20 protein-coding genes, 1 pseudogene and 2 riboswitches are annotated in these 26,141 nt (G+C 65.7%); of the genes and pseudogenes, 15 read left to right on the top strand and 6 right to left on the bottom strand.

What is annotated here, in order from left to right; all coding sequences use genetic code 11:
* Positions 1-68: 68 nt before the first annotated feature.
* On the top strand, positions 69-1,481 hold the full coding sequence (locus tag HWX03_RS05970; RefSeq protein WP_175870659.1) for an HD domain-containing phosphohydrolase: 1,413 nt from the start codon (positions 69-71) through the stop codon (positions 1,479-1,481).
* Positions 1,482-1,565: 84 nt separating this feature from the next.
* Positions 1,566-3,335 carry a histidine kinase gene (locus tag HWX03_RS05965; RefSeq protein ID WP_175871127.1) on the top strand — a complete coding sequence of 590 codons (1,770 nt, stop codon included), beginning with the start codon at positions 1,566-1,568 and terminating at the stop codon, positions 3,333-3,335.
* Positions 3,336-3,368: 33 nt separating this feature from the next.
* Here the strand turns inward: HWX03_RS05965 and HWX03_RS05960 are convergent, their stop codons facing one another.
* Positions 3,369-4,484 carry an alpha/beta fold hydrolase gene (locus HWX03_RS05960; RefSeq protein ID WP_175870658.1) on the bottom strand — a complete coding sequence of 372 codons (1,116 nt, stop codon included), beginning with the start codon at positions 4,482-4,484 and terminating at the stop codon, positions 3,369-3,371.
* Positions 4,485-4,904: 420 nt separating this feature from the next.
* Here HWX03_RS05960 and HWX03_RS05955 point away from each other — a divergent pair.
* The 3 genes and pseudogenes from HWX03_RS05955 (at position 4,905) to HWX03_RS05945 (ending at position 8,314) form a co-directional block, all read left to right on the top strand.
* A pseudogene (locus tag HWX03_RS05955) lies at positions 4,905-6,025 on the top strand (sensor histidine kinase).
* A 380-nt stretch (positions 6,026-6,405) separates the two neighbouring features.
* A complete protein-coding gene (locus HWX03_RS05950) occupies positions 6,406-6,708 on the top strand; it encodes a hypothetical protein (RefSeq protein WP_175870657.1) in 303 nt (100 codons plus the stop codon).
* Between the two features lie 337 nt (positions 6,709-7,045).
* Positions 7,046-8,314 (top strand): IS256 family transposase, encoded by a 1,269-nt coding sequence (locus tag HWX03_RS05945; protein ID WP_152857373.1) that lies wholly within the window; start codon positions 7,046-7,048, stop codon positions 8,312-8,314.
* Positions 8,315-8,372: 58 nt separating this feature from the next.
* Here HWX03_RS05945 and HWX03_RS05940 read toward each other — a convergent pair whose 3' ends face one another.
* Positions 8,373-8,831 (bottom strand): MarR family winged helix-turn-helix transcriptional regulator, encoded by a 459-nt coding sequence (locus HWX03_RS05940; protein WP_175870656.1) that lies wholly within the window; start codon positions 8,829-8,831, stop codon positions 8,373-8,375.
* A 63-nt stretch (positions 8,832-8,894) separates the two neighbouring features.
* Between HWX03_RS05940 and HWX03_RS05935 the strand changes: the two genes are divergently transcribed.
* Entirely contained in the window at positions 8,895-9,188 is a 294-nt protein-coding gene (locus tag HWX03_RS05935) for a DUF1330 domain-containing protein (protein WP_174432578.1), read from the top strand.
* Positions 9,189-9,680: 492 nt separating this feature from the next.
* The gene (locus HWX03_RS05930; protein WP_175870655.1) at positions 9,681-10,601 is read left to right on the top strand and encodes a proline dehydrogenase family protein; all 921 of its coding nucleotides are present in this window, start codon (positions 9,681-9,683) and stop codon (positions 10,599-10,601) included.
* Positions 10,602-10,874: 273 nt separating this feature from the next.
* Here the strand turns inward: HWX03_RS05930 and HWX03_RS05925 are convergent, their stop codons facing one another.
* The gene (locus HWX03_RS05925) at positions 10,875-11,897 is read right to left on the bottom strand and encodes an ABC transporter substrate-binding protein (RefSeq protein WP_175870654.1); all 1,023 of its coding nucleotides are present in this window, start codon (positions 11,895-11,897) and stop codon (positions 10,875-10,877) included.
* Positions 11,898-12,036: 139 nt separating this feature from the next.
* Positions 12,037-12,161: riboswitch (guanidine-I (ykkC/yxkD leader) on the bottom strand.
* 433 nt (positions 12,162-12,594) lie between these two features.
* Positions 12,595-12,726: riboswitch (guanidine-I (ykkC/yxkD leader) on the top strand.
* A 57-nt stretch (positions 12,727-12,783) separates the two neighbouring features.
* On the opposite strand from HWX03_RS05925, the gene HWX03_RS05920 reads away from it, so the two are divergent.
* From HWX03_RS05920 to HWX03_RS05890, 7 genes are all read left to right on the top strand, one after another.
* Positions 12,784-13,539 (top strand): urea amidolyase associated protein UAAP1, encoded by a 756-nt coding sequence (locus HWX03_RS05920; RefSeq protein WP_175870653.1) that lies wholly within the window; start codon positions 12,784-12,786, stop codon positions 13,537-13,539.
* An 11-nt stretch (positions 13,540-13,550) separates the two neighbouring features.
* Positions 13,551-14,207 (top strand): urea amidolyase associated protein UAAP2, encoded by a 657-nt coding sequence (locus HWX03_RS05915; RefSeq protein WP_175870652.1) that lies wholly within the window; start codon positions 13,551-13,553, stop codon positions 14,205-14,207.
* Positions 14,208-14,406: 199 nt separating this feature from the next.
* Positions 14,407-18,036: an urea carboxylase gene (gene uca, locus HWX03_RS05910; RefSeq protein ID WP_175870651.1), complete on the top strand. Its 3,630-nt coding sequence runs from the start codon at positions 14,407-14,409 to the stop codon at positions 18,034-18,036.
* Positions 18,033-19,904, top strand: coding sequence for an allophanate hydrolase (gene atzF, locus HWX03_RS05905; protein WP_175870650.1), 1,872 nt, complete (start codon positions 18,033-18,035; stop codon positions 19,902-19,904). Before uca ends, atzF begins: the two co-directional genes overlap by 4 nt.
* Before the next feature lie 64 nt (positions 19,905-19,968).
* The gene (locus HWX03_RS05900) at positions 19,969-20,943 is read left to right on the top strand and encodes an ABC transporter permease (protein ID WP_175870649.1); all 975 of its coding nucleotides are present in this window, start codon (positions 19,969-19,971) and stop codon (positions 20,941-20,943) included.
* Between the two features lie 45 nt (positions 20,944-20,988).
* Positions 20,989-21,900 carry an ABC transporter ATP-binding protein gene (locus HWX03_RS05895; protein ID WP_174428855.1) on the top strand — a complete coding sequence of 304 codons (912 nt, stop codon included), beginning with the start codon at positions 20,989-20,991 and terminating at the stop codon, positions 21,898-21,900.
* Positions 21,901-22,109: 209 nt separating this feature from the next.
* A complete protein-coding gene (locus tag HWX03_RS05890; protein ID WP_175870648.1) occupies positions 22,110-22,847 on the top strand; it encodes a transporter substrate-binding domain-containing protein in 738 nt (245 codons plus the stop codon).
* 124 nt (positions 22,848-22,971) lie between these two features.
* Here the strand turns inward: HWX03_RS05890 and HWX03_RS05885 are convergent, their stop codons facing one another.
* From HWX03_RS05885 to HWX03_RS05875, 3 genes are read right to left on the bottom strand one after another with little or no spacing between them, the layout of a single operon-like run.
* Positions 22,972-23,568, bottom strand: a complete 597-nt coding sequence (locus HWX03_RS05885; RefSeq protein WP_175870647.1) for an NADPH-dependent F420 reductase — start codon at positions 23,566-23,568, stop codon at positions 22,972-22,974.
* Positions 23,569-23,595: 27 nt separating this feature from the next.
* Complete coding sequence (locus tag HWX03_RS05880) at positions 23,596-24,363, bottom strand: SDR family oxidoreductase (RefSeq protein ID WP_175870646.1); 768 nt, start codon at positions 24,361-24,363, stop codon at positions 23,596-23,598.
* Positions 24,364-24,376: 13 nt separating this feature from the next.
* A complete protein-coding gene (locus HWX03_RS05875; RefSeq protein WP_174386797.1) occupies positions 24,377-25,111 on the bottom strand; it encodes an SDR family oxidoreductase in 735 nt (244 codons plus the stop codon).
* 106 nt (positions 25,112-25,217) lie between these two features.
* On the opposite strand from HWX03_RS05875, the gene HWX03_RS05870 reads away from it, so the two are divergent.
* On the top strand, positions 25,218-26,141 hold the full coding sequence (locus tag HWX03_RS05870) for a LysR family transcriptional regulator (protein ID WP_175870645.1): 924 nt from the start codon (positions 25,218-25,220) through the stop codon (positions 26,139-26,141).

Here is a 26,141-nt window from a genome sequence, read left to right as displayed (position 1 = left end):
CCGATGTGGAAAACGCGGAATCGGCCGATGTTGCAGAGAGGGTGTGAATAATTGATCCGAGGCCGATTATGACGACATCTGCAACAAACGACGTGAATGCCGCGCCGTCCGAAACCGCGGACGCGACAGCAGCATCCGGCGAGGCGGCCCGCGTACCGTCGATCCTGCTGGTCGACGACGAACCGAACGTGCTGTCGGCGCTCAGGCGCGTGTTCCGACCCACCGGCTACGACATCGTGACCGCCGACAGCGGCGAGGCCGCGCTCGAGATTCTGGCGTCGACCGAAATCGACCTGATCGTGTCCGACATGCGGATGCCGCACATGAGCGGCGCGGAATTCCTGGCGCGCGCGCGGGTGCTGTACCCGGACACGATGCGCATTTTGCTGACCGGCTATGCGGAGATCGCGTCGGTCATGCAGGCCGTCAATGAAGGCGGCGTATATCGCTACCTGAACAAGCCGTGGGACGATCACGACCTGCTGCTGACCATCGAGCAGGCGCTGGAGCAGCGCCGTCTGCGTCGCGAAGCGGCCCGGCTGGCGGCGCTGACCGAAGCGCAGAACGAAGCGCTGCGCCGTTTCAATACCGACCTCGAAACGCAGGTTCGCGCGCGCACCGAAGAGCTCGGCCAGACGGTGATGTTTCTCGAAGCGGCGCAACGCGACCTGAAAAGCAGCTTCACGGCGATGGTTCAAGTGTGCGCGAGCATGATCGAGCTGCGCTGCGGGGCTGCGAGCGGGCATGCGATGCGGGTCGGCGAGATCGCGCGCCGGCTCGCGCTGGCGGCCGAGATGAGCGAACTGCACGCGCAGGACGTCTATTTCGCGGGGCTGTTGCACGGCATCGGCAAGCTGTCGCTGCCGGACGAAGTGCTGCACAAGCCGCTCGCGCGGATGACGACGGACGAGCGCCGCGTGTTCCAGGAGCATCCGTTGCGCGCGCAGATGGTGCTGACGCCGGTCGCCCAGTTGCACAAGGTCGCGTCGATCGTGCTGCACCAGTACGAGCGCTTCAACGGCCGCGGCACGCCGGACGGCCTGGTCGGCGACGCGATCCCGGTCGGGTCGCGGATCGTCGCGATCGCGCGCGATTTCGAAGGGCTGCGCAACGGCGAAATCGGTGCGCCGCATTCGATCGAGCAGGCGATCGACGTGTTGCGCTCGCAGGCGAGCGTGCGTTACGACCCGCAACTGGTCGCGCGCTTCATCGAGTTGATGCAGGATCCGGCGAGTCTCGGCATCGCGGCGTCCGTCGCGGAAATCCGCTCGGTTCAACTGCGTGAAGGGATGCAGCTCGCCGACGATCTGCGCACGCATCGCGGCGTGTTGTTGATGACGAAAGGCAGCGTGATGTCCGCGCACCAGATCGAGCTCGTGCGCCGCTTCGAGACGCGGGAGGGCACGCCGTTCGACATTCTCGTGCTGGCCCGTCCGGCGGGGCAGGCGCACGCTCCCAACGCAGGTGCGCCGCCGGCCTGACATCGAAACGTCGGCCTGATGGCCGCGGTGCGCGCGACTGCCCGCACCGCGGCGATGCATTCAACCCGTTCCGGGCGCTCGATCATGCATGGCATCTACAACCTTCCGCTCGTCCTGCTGTCGCTCGCGATCGCGACGCTGGCCTCCTATACGACGCTCGACCTCGCCGCGTTCATTTCGCTGCTCGACAATCCGAAGCTCAAGCGCGCATGGCTGGGCGGCGGCGCGGCGGCGATGGGTACCGGAATCTGGTCGATGCATTTCGTCGGCATGCTCGCGTTTTCGTTGCCGGTGCCGCTCGGCTATGCATGGCAGGAAACCGGCGCCTCGCTGGCGATCGCGGTGCTCGTATCGTATTTCGCGCTGACCGTCGTCACGCGCGCACGGCTGGCCTGGTGGCGGCTGTGCGCGGGCGGCGTGCTGATGGGCGGTGGGATCGCCGGCATGCATTACACGGGGATGGCCGCGATGCACATGCAGCCCGGCATTCGCTACGATGCCGCGCTGTTCGCCGCGTCGATCGGCATCGCGGTGATCGCGTCGACGGCCGCGCTATGGATCGCGCAGGCGTTGCGCATGCAGCAGGCACGCTACGCGACCGCGCAGCGCATCGGCGCGGCCGTCATCATGGGCATCGCGATTACCGGCATGCACTATACGGCGATGGCGGCCGCGCATTTCGCGCCGGATGCGCGGTGCGGCGCCGCGAACGGGGTCGACGCGCCGTGGCTCGCGACGACGGTCGCGTTGTTTACGATGGCGACGCTGATCGTCACGCTTCTGGTGTCCCGTTTCGATGCGCGCACAACTTTCCTGCGCGGAATGACCGACACGCTCGAACGGCTCGTTCGGTTGAGAACCAGCGAACTCGAACGCGCGCTGCATAGCTACGAGCAGACGACGCAGATGCTGCAACGCACGCGCGAGAACATGGCGACCGAGATCGACGAACGCAAGGCCGCGCACGCGCTGCTCGAACAGGAGAAGGACGAACAGCGGCGCTTGCTGCATGCGCTCGAGGAAACGCACGAGCAATTGCTGCAGTCGGAAAAGCTCGCGTCGATCGGTCAGCTCGCGGCCGGCGTCGCGCACGAGATCAACAATCCGATCGGCTTCGTCAGCGCGAACCTCAATACGTTGAAGACGTGGGTGCGCAGCCTGCTCGACGTGGTCGCGGCGCATGAAGCCGCGTTGCCGCAGCTCGATCCGGCTACCCGCGACGCGCTGACGGTCGTGCACCGCACGGCGGATCTCGACTACGTTCGCGACGAGATCGCGATGCTGATCGACGAGTCGATCGACGGCGCGCTGCGCGTGCGGCGCATCGTGCAGGACCTGCGCGATTTCTCGCGCCCGGCCAGCGACGAATGGAGCGTGGTCGATCTGCATGCGGGCCTCGAGAGCACGCTCAACGTCGTCCACAACGAACTCAAGTACAAGGCCGACATCGTGCGCGATTACGGCGATGTCCCGCACGTCGAATGCCTGCCGTCGCAGTTGAACCAGGTCTTCATGAACCTGCTGGTCAACGCGGCGCAGGCGATTCCGGAGCGCGGCGTGATCACGATCCGCACGTCGAGCGACGGCGATCAGGTGTCGATCGCGATCAGCGATACCGGCGCCGGCATGACGCCCGACGTCGTCCGGCGGATCTTCGATCCGTTCTTCACCACGAAGCCGGTCGGGCAGGGCACGGGGCTCGGGCTGTCGGTATCGCACGGCATCGTCGAGCGCCATCGCGGCACCATCGACGTGACCAGCGAGCCGGGGCGCGGCACGACCTTCCGGATACGGTTGCCGGTTCGGCGTGCCGGCGACCGCGCGAACGTGGCAGCGCTGGAGCAACGGGCATGACGACATGGCCGCGGCCGGCGCGGGTGCCGTGTGTCACGCCAATCGCTTGCGGCGCTGACGACGAAAGAAATGCCAGAACATCGCGGTCGCGTCCGGCCCCGTGGCGGAATGGAACGGCTCGCCCGGATCGCCGCCGCTCCATGCATGCCGCAGCCCGCGCACGACGCAGACCCTGACGATCAGCCGTCCACCCTTCAGATAATCGATGTAGTCCGCATCGTCCTGCGCGTAGCTGCGTTGTTCGCCGACGCGGATCGCACCGTGTTCGTCGACGAGCCGGTTGAGTCGCGCGAACGCGATGCCGAGCTGCGTCGCGTTCCGGTCGGTCACGACCGTATCGAGTGCGCCGTGCACGACGAGAGCCGGCATGCCGGGATAGGACGCGACGTCGACGCACGCGTCGAGCGCATCGATCGGATCGTCGCGGATGCCACGACGCATCAGGCTCATCGCGGCCATCGTCGACGACGGCGGCGCGATGGCCGGGCCCGAGTGCAGGCCGACCGCCGCGAAGCGGTCGGGATACCGTAGCGCCAGCGCCGCGGCGAGCCCGGCGCCGGCGGACATGCCGGCCACGTAGATCCGATCGCGATCGAAGCCGTGGCGCTGCACGATGGCGTCGACCAGCGACGCAACGGCCGCGGCTTCGGACTCGGTCGCGTCGCCATGCCAGTGCCAGCAGCGATGCGCGTGGGCCGTCTTGGCCTGCTCGGGAAACAGCACGGCGAACCCCGACCGCTCCGCGAGACGGCACATGCGTGTGCCCGCGGCGAACGATTCGGCGGTCTGCTTGCAGCCGTGCAGCATGACGACGGCCGGCATGCCCGCTGTCTTGGCAGGTGCGGCGGGAAGATACAGCGCGTACGCAAGATGGTTCACGAGCCGGCCGGCGCTCGGGCCGGCGGAATGAAACGAGCGGAGCCAGGTGCCGGGTGGCCGGGCTGACGGGGCGCGGGTGGCGTGCGCGGTGCCTGTCCGTTTGGCGGCAGGGGCGATGACGGCCGGCTTGACGGTCCGTTGGGCGACCTTTTTGGCGGCCTTTTTGACCGCCGGCCGCGACCTGCCGGCCTGCTTCTTCGGGCGCGCGCCGGTCGCGAGGGAGAACAGGTCGAGAGGCCGCAACCAGAGGCTGGATTTTTTCCTGGGCATGTGCAATTTCGTGCCGGCGGCCGGCCGTGGCAGGAAAATGCGGCCGAATCCGGCGTCGGAATGAAAGTCGAATGAGCGCGGCGCAAGGTTCGTGCTGCCGGTGCCGCGGCAATCGGACAGCGTCGCACCGATTATCGGCGATGCTAGCCGCCCGACGTGACGTGCGTGCGAATTGAAGTTCGCTTCGGTCCTGTCTTTACCGCCGATCCGGTAGCGTATCGTTCAAAGGCACCGAATGCCGCGCCCGGTGGTCGACATTGGCCGGCTGACTCGGTCGATTGAAGCTGCCGCTCGGCACCACCGCCCGCGCAGCCGGAAACGACGACGGCGACGATCGAATCGCCGGCTAACGCCGTTATTCACGTGATATCGTGCGATTCGACTGAAGCGTACACCGTTCATTTCGTTGTGAGGGGCGACATGCGGCTTGCTGATTTCATCGTACGGAACATGGAACCGATCCTGGTGCAGTGGGAAGCGTTTGCCGCCACGCTGTTACCGGCCGCGAGGAACATGAACTCGCTCGGGCTACGCGACCACGCGCGCGAGATCCTGACCGCCGTCGCCAAGGACATCGCGACGCCGCAAACGAGGCAAGCGCAATACGAAAAATCGCTGGGGCGCGCGCCCGAGCCGGTGAATACCCGGGAGACGGCCGCCCAGACGCATGCCGTCCTGCGCGCCCGGGGGGCTTCAACATCAACCAGTTGGCGGCCGAGTATTGTGCGCTGCGCGCCAGCGTGCTGCGCTTGTGGATCGACGCGAGTCAGCCGGGCCCGGCTGATATGGACGACGTGATTCGCTTCAACGAGGCGATCGATCAAGCGCTGGCGGAATCCGTCGCTTTTTTTACCGAACAGGTCGAACAGGCTCGCAACTTGCTTCTCGGCATGCTGAGTCACGACATGCGCACGCCGCTGCAGACCATCCAGCTCACGGCGTCGTATCTTGCTGCCCTCCATGCGGGTGAGGAAGTATCGGATGCCGCCGCTCGGCTGATCAGAAGCGGTGGTCGCATGCAGGGCCTTCTCGATGATCTCTGCGATTTCAATCGAACCCAGCTCGGGCTGGGCATCAACGTCGTTCCCAGCGATATCGATCTCGCGCACGTGCTCGTCAATGTGGTGGACGAGTTGCGGGCAAGTCATCCCGATCGCGAAATTACCGTCGATATGCGCGGTGATCTCCGGGGTGATTGGGACGACCGCCGGATGCAGCAGTTGCTGAGCAATCTGGTGGGCAATGCCGTCAAGTACGGGGCGCGCGATACACCGGTGCGGGTGGTGGCCGCGTCGATCGGCGCGGACGTGCTCGTCGAGGTCGGCAACAGCGGGCCGGCGATCGATCCGCGCACGCTCGACCGCATTTTCGATCCGCTCGAGCGCGGGGACGATCGTCCGCGAAGAACGGGTGACGATGCCGGCCTGGGGCTCGGCTTGTTCATCGCCAGGGAAATCGCCAACGCGCATCGCGGCCGGATTGACGTGCGGTCCGATCAGACCGAAACGGTATTCGCGGTGCGGTTGCCGAGAGGCGTGTGAGGCGGGGAGTGTGGACCCGGGGACGGGTTGACTTTCAGGCGGTTCGACTTGGGGGTTTGTCGGACAGGCACTGCTGCATCATTGGAGTGACTGGTGCAGGTGCTGCGGTGGGTTGGGTGCTCATGTGACCGGGAAAAGTTGCTTTGGCCGCCCGAGTTTACCAGTGGGTCGGGCGCGTCTGCGCGAAGTTCGCCGTTTGGCCAGGTGCAGGGGGAATCGGCAGCGACGGGCCTTTCCACCTAGCTCGTGGGCGTAGAGCTGCGGGCACAACCCGCAACGTAGTGCTAACCCCGACATGCCGTTTGCGGCCGACAGTCTAGATTGTGACTGTATGGGCGCTGCCTCAGGCGTCGGTCCCGTGCTTGGTCGGAAGGCTTGTCATGACTGTAAAGTTCAAAGAAATGTCGAAGCGTGCCAAGTTGATACTACGTGTCACTGGGGTGCTCGCTTTTTTCAACTTCTTCGCTTTCTGGTGCGCCGCTGTCTACCTGGGCGGTGACGCCGTGAACGGTTATGTGCGCGATCTGCATTACTTTGTTTGCGCACATGGCTCATGCCATGAGGTCGCCCACTCGATTTGGAAGTACAGCTATTGGCATGCAATAGCTGCTCTTTCAGGTATCGCATTGATATTCATCGAGATTGCGATTCTTATAAATTCCGGAGACATCGTCATTGATTGAGGCGTCGCGGTCTAACGGCCGATCCCCAAACAGGGTGAGCGTAGGTCGTGGCGTAGCTTTGTGTGCTGAGGCTTGTCAGACAAGGCGCAGGTACTGCTGCATCATCGGTGTGACGGTTGCAGGTGCTGCTGCGGGTCGCGTGCGCATGTGACCGGGAAAAGTCGCTTTGGTTGATGAGTTCACCGTAGCCCGCATGCGATCGCTTGAAATTCGCCATCCGACCTACGGTCGCGATGGCGAGAGGCCGCGACTGGACAGAAACGGTCATCGTCGTAGGACCTATCCGTGATTTCGTGGGCGAGGCATATCATGAGGTGTAAAAGTCATGGATATGCCGATGAAGAAGAAAAGGCAAACTGTAGCGCGTCAGGCAGTGGCCCGAGGGCCGCTGCCTGAACTGCCCAAGGAACTGCTGGACCAACTGGTCAAGGGGCCGATGACGCCGGCCGAAGTGCAGGACCTGATGTTGGCGTTCAACAAGGCAGTCATCGAACGTGCGATGGGCGCCGAGATGAATCTGCATCTGGGCTACCCGCCGGGCCAGGCCAAGCCCGTAGGGCAGGCCAACGAGCGCAACGGCGCCAGCGGCAAGACGGTCATCACGGATCGCGGCCCGGTTCGTGTCGAAGTCCCCCGTGACCGTGACGGCAGCTTCGAGCCGATCCTGATTCCCAAGCACGAGCGTCGTTTCACCGGCTTCGACGAACGCATCATTGCGATGTACGCGCGCGGCATGAGTGTGCGCGAGATTCAGGCGTTTCTGGCCGAGAGCTACGGCACCGAGGTGTCTCCCGACTTCATCAGCTCAGTCACCGACGAGGTGATGGCCGAGGCGCTGAGCTGGCAGAGCCGCCCACTCGAGGCGATGTATCCGGTCGTGTTCTTCGACGCGCTGCGGGTCAAGATTCGCGACGACGGCGTGGTCAGCAACAAGGCCGTCTATCTGGCCTTGGGCATCCAGGCCGATGGCCAGCGCGACGTGCTGGGCCTCTGGATCGAGCAGACCGAGGGGGCCAAGTTCTGGCTCAAGGTGTTCAACGAACTCAAGACTCGCGGCTGCCAGGACATCCTGATCGCTGTGGTCGACGGCCTGAAGGGGCTGACCGAGGCGATCGGCACTGCCTATCCCAAGACGACTGTCCAGACCTGCATCGTGCATCTGATCCGCAACAGTCTCGAGTACGCTAGCTACAAGGACCGTAAGGTACTCGCCGCAGCACTGCGCCCGATCTACGCGGCCGCCAGCGAAGACGCCGCGAGACAGGCGTTACAGGACTTCGCTGACGGCCCCTGGGGCGAGAAATACCCGACCATCGTGCAATCGTGGCAGCGTGCATGGGAGCACGTCGTACCGTTCTACGTGTTCCCGCCAGAGATTCGACGGGTCGTGTACACCACGAACGCTATAGAAAGTTTGAATATGCAGCTGCGCAAGATCATCAAGACGCGCGGCCACTTCCCGAATGACGAGGCGGCGATCAAGCTGCTCTGGCTGGCGCTGCGCAATGTGCTGGCCAAAACGGTACGCACTGCCTTCGACTGGAAATCAGCGATGAACCAGTTTGCTATCCTGTTCGGCGAGCGGTTTACGCAGGCGCGCGGATAACCTGTTGTTCAACCGCCTCGCCCACAAAAATGCGGACAGGTTCTCGTCGTAAAGCCGGTTAAGTGGACGAGAGTTCCGTAGCCTTGGCCAACTCCGCCATCGCTTGCTTTGCTGAATGAAGCATTTCATCGCCCATGCGACTGGCGAGTTCCGCCCTGGCCCGGTTCCACACCGGAAGCGCATCGACCATGAGTCGACGCCCGGATGTCGTCAGCGCAAGCCGCTTTCCAGCACGGCCGCGTCCGCCTGTAGCGCTGACTAGATCTCTGCTCTCCAGGTTCTGAACATTTCGGCTGAGGGTAGTCGGATCGACCCCGGCACTGTCGGCAAGATCGACGAGCGTCGCTCCCTCGGCCGCACCGATCCCAACCAGGAGGCTGAATTGCTCGGCCGTCAGTCCGAGCGGTTTGAAGCGGGCATTGTAGTAACGCGTGAGTGCACGCGCCGTTGCTCGAGCCTGGAAGCCCGGACACTCCGCAGCGACGTCCTTCAAAGATTCTGGATCGAAACCGTTCACGTGTACCTCCTTGACAGTCCTGTTCTTGCATAATACTGTATATGCATTATTAGTGAGGGCACAATGCCAGCATACGTACACGTCAACCTCCGCGTCATCGATTTCGCCAAGCAGGCTGCTCTCGCTCCACGCTTTCAAGCGGCGCTCACAGAGGCGGGCGGGAAGATCCTGCATTTCGGTCCTGTTGCGCAGAGTCTGGAAGGGGATGAGGCGCCGCTGCCGATGGCCGGCGTGTTCGAGTTTCCGACGCTCGCTCAAGCGCTGGCCTTCTACAATTCCGAGCGGTATGCGCCAATCAAGGCTGAACGTCGGGAAGCCCAGCAAGCGCGGATGTTCATAGTCGAAACGCCCGCTTGAGTGACCGCGTTCGGCAGGCGTGACGGCCCGGAATGGGTCGGCATCCGCCAGTCGGCTGTCACCCGATGCCAATCGACCGGGGTCGACTGCGGATTCAACCCGTCGTCGGCGACAGCCGAAGGGGTCGGGCGGCATCCGGCCAATATGAGACATCCGGCAGGAGCGCGTCAATTGTCGTCAATCGCAACCTCGACGCATCGCGCACTGGTCCATGATCGCCGTTCGTTCGCTCGTGCTACGATTTGCGGTGCCTGCCTGACAAACGAAAACAGGCATTGACCAATCCGTAGCGAACTGCAAAAAACCCCACTCAAACAATGTACGCAGCTGCCTGGCCTCCCTCGAAAACGCACTGAAAGCCGGTGTCGATGCAGTGATTGCATCCGCCTCGGCATTCGTCCCGGACCTGTTGTCAATAACAGTCCGGGGATGTCGCTCGAATCGACTTATCGCGTCTAGATTCGTGCGATTGCATTTTCACGAGACCACAACATGCGTATTTTCAATGCGATGGCGGCTCACGCCATCCCGCTCGTCCCCCGTTCGCTGATCCGTAAGATTTCGCGCCGCTACATCGCTGGCGAAACGCTTTCCGATGCCTGCGCGCGCGTCCAAGCGCTCCATGCAGCAGGCTTCCGAACGACCGTTGATGTGTTGGGCGAGACTGCATCGACGGCAGCGCAGGCGGAGTCGATGACTCGCGACTATCTCGATCTCGTTCAAGCGCTTGGCGCGCAAAACGAACCCGCCGAGCTGTCGATCAAACTGACCGCGCTGGGGTTGCATCTCGACGAAGACGCATGCATGGCGCGCGTCGTGTTAATTCTACGAGCGGCGGCGGCGCAGGGAATCAGCGCGTGCATCGACATGGAGGACATCAGTTGCACCCAGAAAACACTCGACGCGTTCTTGAAGCTCGAAGCCGACGCATATCCAATCGGAATCGCGCTGCAAGCGTATTTGACGCGTACGAACGATGACATCGTTCCGCTCAAGGCTCGCAAGAGCCGCATGCGCATTTGCAAGGGAATTTATGCAGAGGCAAATGAACATCTCGTCGCCGGTGCATCGAGGGATCGGACAGCGATCAACGCGCACTTCGTTCGGCACGTTTCGAGCGCGATTCAGGCGGGATCATTCGTGGGCATTGCAACCCACGACGCACGATTGATCGATTCGCTAACCAACTGGCTGCAACGCGAGCAGGTCGACAGGTCAGGATTCGAGTTCCAGATGTTGCTGGGGGTGTGCGAACCGCTGCGTGACGCTTTGCTTTCGGAAGGATTTAACGTGCGCATCTATGTGCCATATGGTCATGACTGGTATGGCTACAGCACCCGGCGAATCAGGGAGAACCCACGAATTGCCGGATATATTCTGTCGGCGATGATACGTCGCGATCGGACTCGCTAGCCGTTACAGCACGCACCGTGGATCGGGACCGACCGGATCGGTGGTCCCGGTTCGAACGGCAGCTTCCGAGAGGGCCGATCGACCGCTGCGGACCGCAAACAGCCGTTCGCATCTCGCCGCAATGGTCATTCAGCGCCGCAGCCATTCAACCGGACACATGGCTGAAGGTCACGGCAGCGAGACAATTAGCACTCCAGTACGAAGCATGCGACCGGCCCACAGTTGCCCACCGACGCGACGCAGCACATCGCCGCGCCGGCGGGCGTCCTGCCGTCAATGCGTGTCGGTGAACCGCGGGTCGATATACGCGTCGACATCCTGCGACTGCTTGTACACGGCGTTACGCACATTGAACGCATTCGCATTGCGCGTCGAGCCGTAGATCGAATCGAGCCCGTCGCCCTTGCGGAACACCCGCTTCGCGGCCGCCTCGTCGAGCAGATGCGTGCCCTTCAGCAGCGGAAGGTATTGCGCCGGCGCGAGCCCGACGCGCGCCGACATGATCTTGACCGCGTCGGCCTGCGTCTTCGGATCGTTGATGTACGCGACGCAGCGATACCAGACCTTGACCACCTTCGCCCAGTCGGCCCGGCGCGCGGCGAGGCTCGCCGGCGCGACGGTGATCGCATCGTAGATCAGCCCCGGTGCATCCGCCGACGTGAAGATCGCGCGTGCGCCCGGCGCGCGCTTCAACGCCTCGCCGGCGTTCGGTTGCCATGCGGCCACCGCCGCGATGTCGGTCGACGAACCGAGCACTTGCGGCAACTCGTTGGTTTTCGCATTCACGAGCGTGACGTCGCTGTCCTTGAGCCCGTGCTTCTGCAGCGCGGTTTCGAGCAGCAGGTGGTCGACCAGGCCGAGCTCGACGCCGACCTTCTTGCCCTTCAGCGCTTCGACGGTGCGCAGCGGCGGCTTCGCGACGATCATGTCGTTGCCGGCCGAATAGTCGGTCAGCAGGATCATCACGTTCTTCGCGCCGGATGCGCCCGTCACCAGCGCATCGCCGTTGGTCGCTGCGACCGCGTCGAGCTTGCCTGCGGAAAACGCGTCGAGCGACGCCGAATAATCGAACCATTCGAAATCGACGTCGACGCCGGCCTCCTTGAACCAGCCCTTGTCGAGCGCGACCTGGAAGGCGACCCAGCCGGGCCAGTCGCTGTAGCCGATCTTCAGCGGTGCGGCAGCCTGCGCGGCAGGCGCCGCCCATAGCACGGCAGTCGCGGCGGCGGCGCCCAATGCATGACGGATGAAACGGAAGGACGACAGGCGGCGGAACGCCGGGGCGGGACGGGTCATCGTTGTTCTCCAGGAGACCGGGATCGGGATCGTCGATACGGACCGTGCGCGAGCGCACCGTCCGACTGCGTGACCGGTTCCTGCAGATGCGGAACGAACAGGCGGCCACGGAGAGGCGCGACGGCCGTTGCCATCGCCGATCTCCCGGGCTTTTGTCCCGCCGTGTAGCACGTGCGCATCCGGTCTTGCGACCGGACGAATCCGCGCCGGGCTGCTCTCGGACCAGACGTTCGATGATGAACCGGAACCCTAGCACCCCTAAGATGCGACGCCGCCGCACCTCTCGGCGTCATGCCGAGCGAGAAGCGTGCCAACGGCGCGCGGCAATGCGATTCAACGTCGGCGCAGCGGGCGCTGAAGTTCGATGAAGCGGGCGGCGAACAGCGCGTGCAGTGCGCGCCGGAGCAGGTCGAGCTTGTTCATGAAGGATCGGGTGTGAGGTGACGATGCATGGGTTCAGCAATGCCCGTGCCATCGCGGATCGCACGGTGCGCGAGCCCGCGACGCGCACTGCGCCGGTGCGCGGTTGCGTGTGCATGGTGCGCCGCGCGCCCGCCGCGAGGGCAAGCGAATGCGTCCGCCATTCGGATGCTCTCGCGGCATCGCGCCGCCGGGCCGCGTCGTGCGGTCATGGGGCGGCGGCTGGCACGCAACTCGCTTGTTCGACGCTCGAGAGGTGCGAAGCAATTTGCATCATCTTCAGGATCGCTAGGGTTCCGGTCGTGCGGCGTGCGCCGCGCGATGCCTGGTCCGAGAGCAATCCGGTCTTGCCTTCGCCTCGATGAGAGGAAACGGCGAGGCTCCACGGAGGGATAAAAGCCCGGGAGGTCGCGATGTCGTTCGGTCGCCCTCTCACGCCTTTTATCCAACCGACCCCGGAGCCGCCATGTCGCCGAGCCCCCAAGCCGTCCTTGCCCCGCCGCCACACGTCGCGTGGGAAACGCTGATTCCCGCCGGAACCCACTGGTCCGGCATCCTGCGCCGCGGTCTCGCGCTGCGCGTCGTCGATGTCGACGGCGGCGCGAACCTGTCCGCCGTCTTTCATCGCCAGGAAGACCTGCTCGAACGCTACAACATGGCCGATACGCTGAAGGCGCAACACACCGCGCATCTGACGCGCGGCCATGCGCTGTATACGGACATGGGGCGCGTGATCGCGTCGATCACGGCCGACACGCTCGGCTGGCACGATCCGCTCGGCGGCGTCGGCGATGCGCGGCTGTTCGCGCAGAAGTACGGCGCGTCCTCATACCAGGCCGACCGTAACGCGATGATCCGCAACGGCCGCGACAGCCTCGTGCTCGAGCTCGCGAAATACGGGCTGTCGGCGCGCGACCTCGCCGCGAACGTCAATTTCTTCAGCAAGCTGGACACGCGCGACGACGGCGCGCTCGATTTCGTCGCCGGCCATTCGCCGGCCGGCAGCGCGTTCGACCTGCGCTTCGAGATGAATACGCTCGCGGCGTTCTCGACCGCGCCGCATCCGCTCGATCCGCGTCCGGACTACGCGCCGAAAGCAGTGAAGCTGATCGCGTACCGCGCGTATCCGGCCGACGGCGCCGCGCCCGACGACGACCCGTGCCGGCACGCATGCGCGGAGAACACGCGCGGCTTCGCCAATACCGACCGTCTGTTCGCATGAGGAGCGAGACCATGCCAATCATCGAAAGCCGACTCGACCCGCGCGACGCGATCCACGACATCACGCTGAAGGCGGGCGACCCGTGGCTGCACGACCTGAAGCGCGGGCAGACTTTCCGCATTCTCGACCTGGAAGGCAACCAGGCCGTCGACACGCTGTTCTACCGCACCGACGCTCCCGAGGAGCGCTACAGCGCGCAGGACACGATCCGCGCGCAGCGCAACCTGTACCTGAGCGCGGGCAGCGTGCTCGTGTCGAGCCGCGGCAACCCGATGGCGACGATCGTCGCCGACACGTGCGGCCGTCACGACACGCTCGGCGGCGCGTGCGCGGCCGAGAGCAACACGGTGCGCTATGCGCTCGACAAGCGTTACATGCACAACTGCCGCGACAGCTTCCTCAACGCGATCGCACACTGCACGTGCGGCGCCGGCGCGCGGCTCACCAAGCGCGACCTGGTCGGCAACGTCAACTTCTTCATGAACGTGCCCGTCACGCCGCTCGGCGGCCTCACGTTCGAGGACGGCATCTCCGCGCCCGGCAAGTATGTCGAGATGCGTGCGGAGATGGACGTCACGGTGCTGATCTCGAACTGCCCGCAACTCAACAATCCGTGCAACGGCTACAACCCGACGCCCGTGCGCCTGATGGTGTGGGAGGCGGAATGAACAGCCCCCACGCTCACTTGCTTTGCATGGGGCCGGAGTACGCGCTGAAGCGCTACTCCGGGCCGACACGTTCGCTGCCCCCCGAGGGGGCGGTTGCCGTCCACGGCCGGCTTTGCAAAGCCGGCCGGCTGCGCGGGCGCGGAGCGATGCTCCGCGAATTCCCCGCTACGCCCTTTGGGGCGGCCCGGCAGGAGGCAACATGAGATTCGCCAAAGTCCTCGTCGCGAATCGCGGCGAAATTGCCTGCCGCGTGATCCGCACGCTGAAGCGCCTCGGCATCGCATCGGTCGCGATCTATTCGGATGCCGATCGCGACGCGCGCCACGTGGCGCTCGCCGACGAAGCCGTGCGTGTCGGGCCCGCACCGGCGGCCGACAGCTATCTGAACGTCGCGGCGATCCTCGCCGCCGCGCGCGAGACCGGCGCGCAGGCCGTGCATCCCGGCTACGGCTTCCTGTCCGAGCACGCGGGCTTTGCCGACGCATGCGAAGCGGCGGGGCTGCGCTTCATCGGTCCGCGCGGCGATCACATGCGCGCGTTCGGCCTCAAGCACACCGCGCGCGAACTCGCGGCCGCGCACGGCGTCGCGCTGCTGCCCGGCACCGGGCTGCTCGATGACATGGAGACGGCGCTCGCCGAAGCCGACGCGATCGGCTATCCGGTGATGCTGAAGAGCACCGCGGGCGGCGGGGGCATCGGCATGTCGCTGTGCCGCGATGCCGCGCAGCTCGGCGCGGCGTTCGAATCCGTCGTGCGGCTCGGCGCCGCGAATTTCGCGCATGCGGGCGTCTATCTCGAGAAGTTCGTCGAACACGCGCGGCACATCGAAGTGCAGATCTTCGGCGACGGCCGCGGCGGAGCAATCGCGCTCGGCGAACGCGATTGCTCCGTGCAGCGGCGCAACCAGAAGGTGATCGAGGAAACGCCCGCGCCCGACCTGACCGGCGCCGAGCGCGACGCGCTGCACGCGAGCGCGGTGCGGCTCGCGCGCGCGGTGGGCTATGCGTCGGCCGGCACGGTCGAATTCGTGTTCGACGCCACCGCGCGGCGGTTCTATTTCCTCGAGGTGAACACGCGGCTGCAGGTCGAGCATTGCGTGACCGAGGCCGTGACGGGCGTCGATCTCGTGGAATGGATGATCCTGCAGGCCGAAGGCGACCTGCCGCCGCTCGACACGCTCGCCGTCGCACCGCATGGCGCGAGCATCCAGGTGCGGCTCTATGCGGAGGATCCGCACAAGCAGTTCCAGCCGAGCGCCGGGCTGCTCACGCACGTCGCGTTTCCCGACAACGTGCGGGTCGACGGCTGGATCGACGCGGGCACGGAGATCAGCGCGCATTACGATCCGCTGCTCGCGAAGCTGATCGTGCGCGGCGACACGCGGCGCGATGCGCTGGCCGCGCTGCGGGCCGCGCTCGACCATACCGAGCTGTACGGGATCGAGACCAACCTCGACTACCTGCGTGCCGTCGTCGGCTCCGACACGTTCGCGCGCGGCGCGCCGACGACCGCCTTCCTGTCGCGCTTCGCGTTCGCGCCGCACACGATCGACGTACTCGACGGCGGCGTGCAGACCACCGTGCAGCAGGCGTCCGGGCGCGTCGGCTACTGGAGCATCGGCGTGCCGCCGTCGGGTCCGATGGACGATCGCGCGTTCGACCTCGCGAACGCGCTGCTCGGCAACGCGCGCGACGCAGCCGGGCTGGAATTCACAATGGTCGGCGCGACGCTGCGCTTCAATACCGCGACGCTCTTCGTGCTCGGCGGCGCGCCGCTCGCGGCCACGCTCGACGGTGAACCGGTGCCGTTCTGGCAGGTCGTGCGCGCCCGAGCGGGCGCGGTGCTCAAGCTGGGCGGCGTGACGGGCGCGGGCGTGCGCGCGTGTCTTGCCGTCAAGGGCGGGCTGCAGGTGCCCGACTATCTCGGCAGCAAGGCGACCTTCACGCTCGGCCAGTTCGGCGGCCATGCCGGCCGCGCGCTGCGCAAGGGCGACGTTCTGCATCTGCACGCGGACGCCGGGCGCGGCGACGCCGGTGCGACGCTGGCCGCGGCCGACATTCCCGCGCTGACGCATGCATGGGCGCTCGGCGTGCTCGACGGCCCGCATGGTGCGCCGGATTTCTTCACGGCGGACGACATCGCGATGCTCTACGGCACGCAGTGGACCGTCCATTACAACTCCAGCCGCACCGGCGTGCGGCTGATCGGCCCGAAGCCGCAATGGGCCCGCGCGGACGGCGGCGAGGCGGGGCTGCATCCGTCGAACATCCACGACAACGCGTATGCGATCGGCGCCGTCGATTTCACTGGCGACATGCCGGTGATTCTCGGCCCGGACGGGCCGAGCCTCGGCGGCTTCGTGTGTCCGGTGACGGTCGTGCGCGACGAGCTGTGGAAGCTCGGGCAGTTGCGGCCGGGCGATACCGTGCAGTTCGTGCGCGTGGGCGTGTCGTCCGGGATATCGGCCGGGAAACCGGCTGCTGCGACCGTGGATGCGACGCGTGACGTTGCCGCTGCTGCATCCGGCGCATCCGGTTCATCCGGCGATTGCGTGCTGAATCGCGACCCGTCCGCGGGCGGCGGCATCGGCGTCGTCTACCGGCGCTCGGGCGATCGCAACGTGCTGGTCGAATACGGGCCGCTCGTGCTCGACCTGAACCTGCGCTTTCGCGTGCACGCGCTGATGTGCTGGCTCGACGCGCACCGGCTGCCCGGCATGCTCGACCTGACGCCGGGCATCCGCTCGCTCCAGGTGCAGTTCGATGCGCGGACGCTGCCGCTTGCCGCGCTGCTCGCGCATCTGCAGGCCGCCGAACGTGAACTTCCCGACGTGGCCGACATGCGCGTGCCGAACCGCATCGTCCATCTGCCGCTGTCGTGGGACGACCCGTCGACGCGCGTCGCGATCGAGCGCTACATGCAGTCGGTGCGGCCCGATGCGCCGTGGTGCCCGAGCAATATCGAGTTCATCCGGCGCATCAACGGCCTGGCGAGCATCGACGACGTGAAGCGCATCGTGTTCGACGCGCGCTATCTGGTGATGGGCCTCGGCGACGTCTACCTCGGTGCGCCCGTCGCGACGCCGCTCGATCCGCGGCACCGGCTCGTGACGACCAAGTACAACCCCGCACGCACCTGGACGCCGGAGAACGCGGTCGGCATAGGCGGCGCGTATCTGTGCGTGTACGGGATGGAAGGGCCGGGCGGCTATCAGTTCGTCGGCCGCACCGTGCAGATGTGGAATCGCCACCGCACCACGCGCGAATTCGAGGCCGGCAAGCCGTGGCTGCTGCGCTTCTTCGACGAGATCCGCTTCTACGAAGTCAGCGAGGCCGAGCTGAGTGCGCTGCGGGCGGATTTCATCGCGGGCCGCGCGACGCTGAAGATCGAGGAATCCGTGTTCGATCTGCGCGCATACAACCGCTTCCTGCACGACGAAGCGGAATCGATCGCCGCGTTCAAGGCGACGCAGCAGGCCGCATTCGACGCGGAGCGCGAGCGGTGGCGCGCGGCCGGCCACGCGGAATACGTCGGCGACGCGGAGCAGGGCGATGCGCAAGCGGACCGGGTCGCGGCCGCGCTCGACGACACGCAGCGAGCGATCGCCGCGGACGTGTCGGGCAGCGTGTGGAAAGTGCTGGTCGAAGCCGGCGAGCGCGTGACCGAAGGGCAGGTCGTCGCGATCGTCGAGTCGATGAAGATGGAGGTGGCGGTGACGGCAACGGAAGACGGGACGATCGAGACGATCGATTGCGCGCCAGGCGCTGCGGTGGTGGCCGGCCAGCGGCTGATGGTGATGAAGGCGGGCGCCGCCGAGGAGGTCGCATGAGCACGACGGAACGTTCGATCCTGCCCGGGCTGCACTCGATTGCCGCGCTGCGCGTGCGCTACGCGGCGGGCTACTTGACGCCGCATGCTCTTGTCGACGCGATCGCCGCGCATGTCGCCGCGGGCGACCCGCACCATGCGTGGATCCGGCCGCTGACGCGCGACGAGATGATGTCGTATGCCGACGCGCTCGCCGGGCGCGACCTCGCGTCGTTGCCGCTTTACGGCGTGCCGTTCGCGATCAAGGACAACATCGACCTCGCCGGCATCCCGACGACGGCAGGCTGCCCCGCCTACGCGTACACGCCGGCCCGCAGCGCGCCCGTCGTCGAGCGATTGATCGCGGCCGGCGCGATTCCCGTCGGCAAGACCAATCTCGACCAGTTCGCGACCGGGCTCTCGGGGCAACGCTCGCCTTACGGCGCGTGCCGCAATGCGCTCGATCCGCGCTATGCATCGGGCGGCTCGAGTTCCGGGTCGGCCGTGGCCGTCGCGCTCGGCGTCGCAACCTTCTCGCTCGGCACCGACACGGCCGGCTCCGGGCGCGTGCCGGCCGCATTCCACGGGCTCGTCGGGCTCAAGCCGACACGGGGCGTGCTGAGCACGCTCGGCGTGGTGCCGGCCTGCCGGTCGCTCGATTGCGTATCGGTGTTCGCGCGTTCGGCGGACGATGCGCGCACCGTGTTCGCCGCTGCGCACGGCGTGACGGAAGACGATCCGTACGGACGCGCCTGGCAGCCGCTGTTGGGCGCGGACGGATTGCGCGCGCACTCGGCGCGGCCGCTCGGGGAATTGCATTTCGGCACGCCGCGTGCGGATCAGCTCGAATTCTTCGGCGACGAATCGTATCGCGCGGCCTGGGGCGCGGCGCTGGAACGGCTGCGCGCGACCGGCGCGCGGGTCGTCGAAATCGACTTCAGCCCATTCTTGGCCGCCGCGCGGCTGCTGTACGACGGCCCGTGGGTCGCCGAGCGGCTGGCCGCGATCGGCGCATTCGCCGCGCGGGAGCCCGATGCGCTGCATCCGGTGATTCGCGAGATCGTCGGCGGCGCGGCGCGCTTCAGCGCCGCCGATGCGTTCGCCGCATTCGACCGGCTTGCGGCGCTGCGCGTCGACGCGGCCCGCGCGTGGGACGGCCTCGACGCGATCGTGATGCCGACCTCGGCGACGACCGCGACCGTCGAGGCGCTCGAAGCCGATCCGATCGCGATCAATTCGCGCTTCGGCTACTACACGAACTTCGTGAACCTGCTCGACCTGTCGGCGATCGCGGTGCCTGCGGGCACGTGCGCAACCGGGCCGCATGCGGGCTTGCCGTTCGGGATCACGTTCGTCGGCCGCGCGCACGACGATGCGCGGCTGCTCGATCTCGCACACGCGTGGGGCGACGGCGCTGCCGCGGTCGGCGACGTTCGGCCGCTCGCAGCCGCGATGTCGGCGCGTGCCGCCTCCGTGGGTGTCGTGCGGGTGGCCGTCGTCGGCGCGCATCTTCGCGGCGAACCGTTGAACGGGCAGCTCACGCAGCGTGGCGCGCGCTTCGTCGCCGCGACCACGACCGCGCCGGCCTATCGGCTCTATGCGCTGTCCGCCGACGCAAGCGGCGGCGTCGCGAAACCGGGGCTCGTGCGCGTGCCGGACGGCGGCGTGCCGATCGCGGTCGAGGTCTGGGAGATGCCGGTCGAGGCCTACGGCAGCTTCGTCGCCGGGATTGCGGCGCCGCTCGGCATCGGCACGCTGACACTCGCCGACGGTTCGCGCGTGCAGGGCTTCCTGTGCGAGAGCGTGGCGCTCGGCGATGCGCAGGACATCACGCAGTTCGGCGGCTGGCGCGCTTACCGCGCGCAGGCGGCCAGCGGCGCACTGCAATGAACGCACGGTCGCGCGATGCCGCGGTATCCGCGCGACCGGCACCCGAAACGATACGGAGATTCCGATGACAACGACCCGCAACACGACCGGATGGCTCGCGGTGCGCCGCGAGCTGACGACACGCGGCAAATGGACGCTCGGGCTGGCGTCCTTCCTGCTGCCGTTCGCCGTCTGGTGCCTGATCAGCTATGTCCCGTTCGTCTGGCATCCGCAAATGCGCATCACGAATCCGGGCAGCGTCGACTATTTCCAGGCCGGCATGCAGATCGACCGCGACGTGTTCGACGACGAGCTCGCGCATGCGCGTGCGACGCACGCGGCGGTGCCCGAGGGCGTGCGCGCGAATCCGGTCTACCTGCCGGCACCGCACCAGGTATTGCGCGCGTTCTACACGGCGTTCACGACACCGCCCGCCTCGCGCGACGGCGTGTGGCTGCACGAAAGCCTGTGGCACAGCATCCGCATCATCTTCTGGGGTTTCGTGATTTCGTCCGCGATCGGCGTGCCGCTCGGCATCGTCTGCGGCACCTTCAGTGCGCTCGCGCGGCTGCAGGAGCCGTTCCTGGAGTTCTTCCGCTACCTGCCCGCGCCGGCGTTCGGCGCGCTGATGGTCGCGATTCTCGGCATCTATGACGCGCCGAAGATCGCGATCATCGTGATCGGGACGCTGTTCCAGCAGGTGCTGATCGTCGCGAACACCACGCGCGAGCTCGAATACGGGCTGTTCGAGGCCGCGATGACGCTCGGCACGAAGAAGCTGAAGCTGCTCACGCACGTCGTGATTCCGGGCGTGCTGCCGGACCTGTATCGCGATCAGCGGATCCTGCTCGGCTGGGCGTGGACTTACCTGATCGTCGCCGAGCTGGTCGGCACGAGTTCGGGCATCACGTGGTACATCAGCCAGCAGGCGCGCTACCAGCATTTCGACAACGTGTATGCGGCGATCCTGATGATCGGGATCATCGGCCTCGGCACCGATATCGTGCTCGGGCTGCTCGGCCGCCGGCTCTTTCCGTGGGACCGCACGCTGAAAGCGTGAGCGTCGCCCGCACGTATCCATCGACCGATTTCCGCAGAGGGCATCATGCAGAACCCGCAAGCCGTTCCCGATTACCTGATTCAATCCGACGCGGTGCGCGAGCGCTTCGCGCGACTGAAGGCCCGCGACGTGATACTCGACGTGCGACACGTCGGCAAGCGTTTCACGACGCCGCAGGGCGAGTGCATCGCGCTCGACGACATCAGTTTCCGCACGCACCGGCGCGAGTTCGTGTGCGTGATCGGCCCGTCCGGCTGCGGCAAGTCGACGTTGATCCGGATCCTGGCCGGGCTCGACGCACAGACGAGCGGCGAAGTGCTGCTGGACGGCAAACCGGTGGACGGGCCGGGCGCCGATCGCGGGATGGTGTTCCAGGGCTATACGCTGTTTCCGTGGCTCACGGTGAAGAAGAACGTGATGTTCGGCCTGCGCATGAACGGCAGCAGCAGCGGCCAGGCCGAGCGCGAGGCGCTGCAGTGGCTCGATCTCGTCGGGCTGACGCGTTTTGCCGACGTGTATCCGCACCAGTTGTCGGGCGGCATGAAGCAGCGCGTGGCGATTGCCCGCGCGCTCGCGAACCGTCCGCGCATCCTGCTGATGGACGAACCGTTCGGCGCGCTGGATGCACAGACGCGTGCAAGGATGCAGACGCACCTGCTCGACATCTGGCGCAACATCGACGTGACGATCCTGTTCATCACGCACGACCTCGACGAGGCGATCTTTCTGGCCGACCGGATCCTGGTGCTGAAGGCGAATCCGGGCGGGGTGCAGGAGCTGATCGAGGTGCCGGTGCCGCGGCCGCGCGATTATTCGCAGGTCAATACGCCCGAGTTCATCGCGACGAAGGCGCGGCTCGAAGCGCTGATTCATCCGAAGGAGGCCGCGACGGCCGAAGACGACGGCATCAAGCCGCACATGATCCGGATGACGGACGTTGCGGATAACGTCGAATAGCGTAGAGCCAATTCATTCCGTCACGCCAGAACCCGTGTCGTACCAGGCCTCCGATGTCCAGGTTGACGACTTCATTGACGGTTGCACCAAAATAATGTCGTCAACTCGCGTGCGTCCGAATTAATTTTGTCAGCTTGCGGAGTAAGCCTAGACTGCCCACGATAAGCTCATGAATTTCTGATCGATTCCTCGGCTTTCGAGACAAAGCGATGAAGTTAACCATTGCGTACATCGAAGAACCGCCGTTCGGCTGGACCGAAGCGGATGGCACCGCGACTGGTGCCGATCTCGAGCTCGCGGAGACGATCCTCCGGCAGATTGGCGTCACCCGAATCGAGTATTGCCCGATGACGTTCAGCGAATTGCTGCCCGGCGTTGAAGCAGGGCGCTGGGACATGAATGTGCCGCTCTTCGTGACACCGCAGCGTGCCAATACCGTCGCGTTCAGCGTGCCGGTGTGGGGGATCGGAGACGGTTTTCTGGTTCGGCCCGGAAACCCGAAGGCGCTCAGGAGCTATGCATCGATCGCGGAACGTCCTGATGCGCGTCTCGGCATCATTGCCGGACAGGTACAGCATGATTCCGCGATGGCGTCAGGCGTGAGCCGGCGGCAAATCGTCGTCTTCGAACAGCAGGCCGACGCGATCGCGGCCGTTCTCTCCGGTGTGATCGACGCCTATGCGAGCACGGCTTTGGGGAATCGAATCGCTGCGAGCCGGATAGGCAGCTCGATGATCCAGGACGTCGCGCACGAGTCGGATGTCAACGGCAGCCAGCGGACGCCTCCGCTGGGTGCGTTTTCATTCAATCGGGGAAACCGGGATCTTCTGATGGCGGTTAATCAGCAACTTCGTTCCTATCTCGGCTCGCCGGACCATCGCGCGCGCATGGCGAGATTCGGGCTGACCGCTCGCGAGATCGATCCAGCCGTCTTGCAGACAGGATAGGTCGGCACTCGGCCGCGAGCGGTCATTCCTGCGCGTCGTAGTTCGGCAGTTCGGCCGTTCGAGCGTCGGCTGTACCCGGCAACCGCCCATTCGACTCGGCGAAATGCCGGGAAATCGAGCTTCATCAGTCAAAGCTGATCAGGTCCTTGAAGATCAGGTGTCCCCAGCTTTTTCCGCGCGCATGCACGAGCCATCCCCCTTCCGACAGCCCGCCAAGCCGGATCGGCGCGAAACCGAGTTTTTCCGCAAGCGCGCCCACCTCCGCCGCGGCCTCGTCATCGTCGCTCGCGAGAAACACGACTCTCCTGCCACCGTGGACGGCCGGGTCCTGGCCAAGGACGCCAGCGACCAGATGGTTGAAGCCTTTCACCAGCCTAGCGCCGGTGAATGTTTTCGCGACGAAGGCCGAGGACGGGAGACCGTCCAGTTCGTCCAGCGGAGCCTGCGTGTTCATCGCGTCGATGAGGGTCTTTCCGTTCCAGTCGGCCAGCGCTTTTGCGACCGCCGGGTGCGACTCGAAACGAACCGCCAAAAAGATGACGTCCGCCTTGACGGCTTCCGCCAGCGTCGTGGGAATGATCGTCGGTCCGATCGCGGCCGCGTCGGCCGCAAAGCTTTCCGGGTCGCGCGTGGTTGCAACGGCCACTTCGATGCCGTTGCGGGCGAACGCCTTGGCAAGCGCGTGACCGATCTTGCCGAAGCCGATGATGGCGTAACTCATATGTTTCTCCTTCGTTTCCCGGTGCGCTCAGAGCTTGTAACCGCCGCTCGCCTCGATCGTCTGGCCGGTCACCCAATGGCCGTCATCGGACGCCAGAAACGCGACGACGGCGGCGATTTCCGAAGGCTCGCCGAAGCGGCCCAGCGCGATTTGCGCCTCGGCCGCCTTGACGAGTTCGGGATTCTCGCGAAAGGCGGCGTTCGCATCCGTGCGCGTGAAGCCCGGCGCCACGGCGTTCGCGGTGATGCCGCGCGGCCCCAGCTCGATCGCGAGCGTATGGGTCAGGGTGTTGATGGCCGCTTTCGCCATCGAGTAGACGGGCGCCGCTGTGACGGGCTTCGTGGCGGCAGCGGAAGAAATATTGACGATGCACCCGCCATCGGCGAGGCGATCCAGCGCGGCCTGAATGATGAAGAAGGGCGCGCGGGCGTAGACGGCCATCAGCGTGTCCCAACTCTCCGGCGTCGCGTCCTTGAAGCCAAGCCAACCGGAATTGCCGGCGTTGTTGACCAGGATGTCGAGGGTTTTGCTGCCGTTGCGCCGGGTGAATTCGTCGTCGAGTTTTTCGAACAAAGCCGGCACGCTCGCCGGGTCGACGAGATCCGCATGGATCGCAAACGCGGTGCCGCCCGCTTTTTCGATGGCCGCGATCGCCTCGTCCACGCCGGATTTGCTGGCGTTGTAGGTCAGTGCGACTGTCGCCCCGTCCCTGGCAAGACGTTCGGCGATGGCGCGGCCAATGCCGCGTGATGCCCCGGTAACGAGCGCGGTCTTGCCCTTTAGCGATTGAGTCATGGGGTGCTTCTCCTCAGAGTTGTGCCAGGCCGCCGTCGACGGCGACCTCGCTGGCGGTCATGAAACTGCTGTCCGACGATGCAAGAAAGGCGGCTACCGCCCCGATTTCTGCCGGATCGGCCATGCGCTGGAGTGGCGTCATCGCGCCGTAGGCCTTCTGGCCCGCTTCGCCCAGCGCTTCCTTGGCCAGTTCGGTCGCCGTCGCCCCGGGCGACAGCACGTTGACCCGGATGCCGGTGCCCTTCAGGTCCTCCGCCCAAGTCCGGGCGAGGTTGCGTACCGCGGCCTTGCTCGCGCTGTAAGCCGTGAATCCCGGCGCTCCCGTGGTGCCGGCGCTCGAGCCGGTCAGGATGATCGACCCGCCCGAGCCCATCAGCGGCAGCGCCTGCTGGACCGTGAAGATCGTCCCCTTCACATTGGTGTCGAACGTGTCGTCGATGTGCTCGGCGGTGATCTGGCCGAGCGGAAGCGGGCTACCGGTTCCGGCGTTGGCGAAGACGATGTCGAGGGTGCCGCGCTCCGCCTTCACCGCCGCGTAGAGCCGGTCGAGGTCGGCCGGATCGGAGACCGAGCCCTTCACCGCGCGGGCATTCGGCCCAAGGTCGGCCACCGCCGCGTCGAGCGCCGCCTGCCGGCGGCCGAAGAGGAAGACGAACGCGCCTTCCTCGATGAAGCGCTTTGCCGCGGCGCGGCCGATGCCGGTTGCGCCGCCGGTGATCACGGCGGTCTTTCCATTCAGTCTGTTCATGTCATGCATCCTTCGAAACGAAAGCGACAAACTCGATTCTGGCGCGCTTGATTCATGAAGCCAATTGACTGAATATCTATAAGTACCATCTACTTTTTAGATACCTATGCTGGACAACGTCACCATCAATCAACTTCGCGCGTTCGTCGCCGTGTGTGACCAGGGGAGCTTTTCCGGGGCGGCAAGGGAACTGAGGCGTGCACAGTCGGCGATCAGTCACGCGATCGGCGCGCTCGAGAGCGCCTTCGACGTGATGCTGTTCGAGCGCAACACGCGCAAGGCGACGCTCACGGCCGCCGGCCGCAGCCTGCTGCCCGATGCGCGCGGGGTGATCTCACGCACCGAGGAAATGAAGATGCGTGCGGTCGCGATTGCCGAAACCGGCGTCCCGCAGGTGTCGATCGCCGTGGACACCTATTTTTCGCGTGCGCACCTGATTGAATGCCTGCGCACGCTGCAGGCGGAGTTTCCGACGGTTGCAATCAATCTGCGCATGACGACCATGCAGGGCGGCGAGCGTCTGGTTCTCCAGGGCACGTGCGCATTGGCGATGACGATCACGGACGTGCCCGAGCTGAGCCCAGGCACCATCGAACGGCATCACTTATGTGATGCGCAAATGGTGACCGTATGTGGGCCATCGCATCCGCTGGCCGCCATGGCGGGGCCTATCCCGCGCGAGGAATTCGGCCGGCACATCCAGCTCGTCGTCACCGACAATCAGCCCGATGCGGAAAAGACCCAGCAAGGGGTCGCCAGTGAACGCCAGTGGTGGGTGAATGACCTTGGCGCGAAGCACGACCTGCTCAGAGCGAGCTTGTGCTGGGGGCACATGCCGCGCCATATGGTCGAGGCAGACCTCGCGAAGGGAACACTGGTCGAGCTCCAGCGGCGCGCGTGGCACATGCGCCCCCTCACGTTCATGATCTCGCAGCGGCGCGGGTACGCGTTTTCCGGATGCGAGATACGGCTGGTCGAACTCCTTGGCAAGTGTCCTTCGCAACGGGTGGGGAGAGGGCGGTCGGCGTGA

The organism is Burkholderia sp. BCC0397, from assembly GCF_902832865.1.
Classification (GTDB): domain Bacteria; phylum Pseudomonadota; class Gammaproteobacteria; order Burkholderiales; family Burkholderiaceae; genus Burkholderia.
This window is presented reverse-complemented; position numbering and strand designations above follow the sequence as displayed.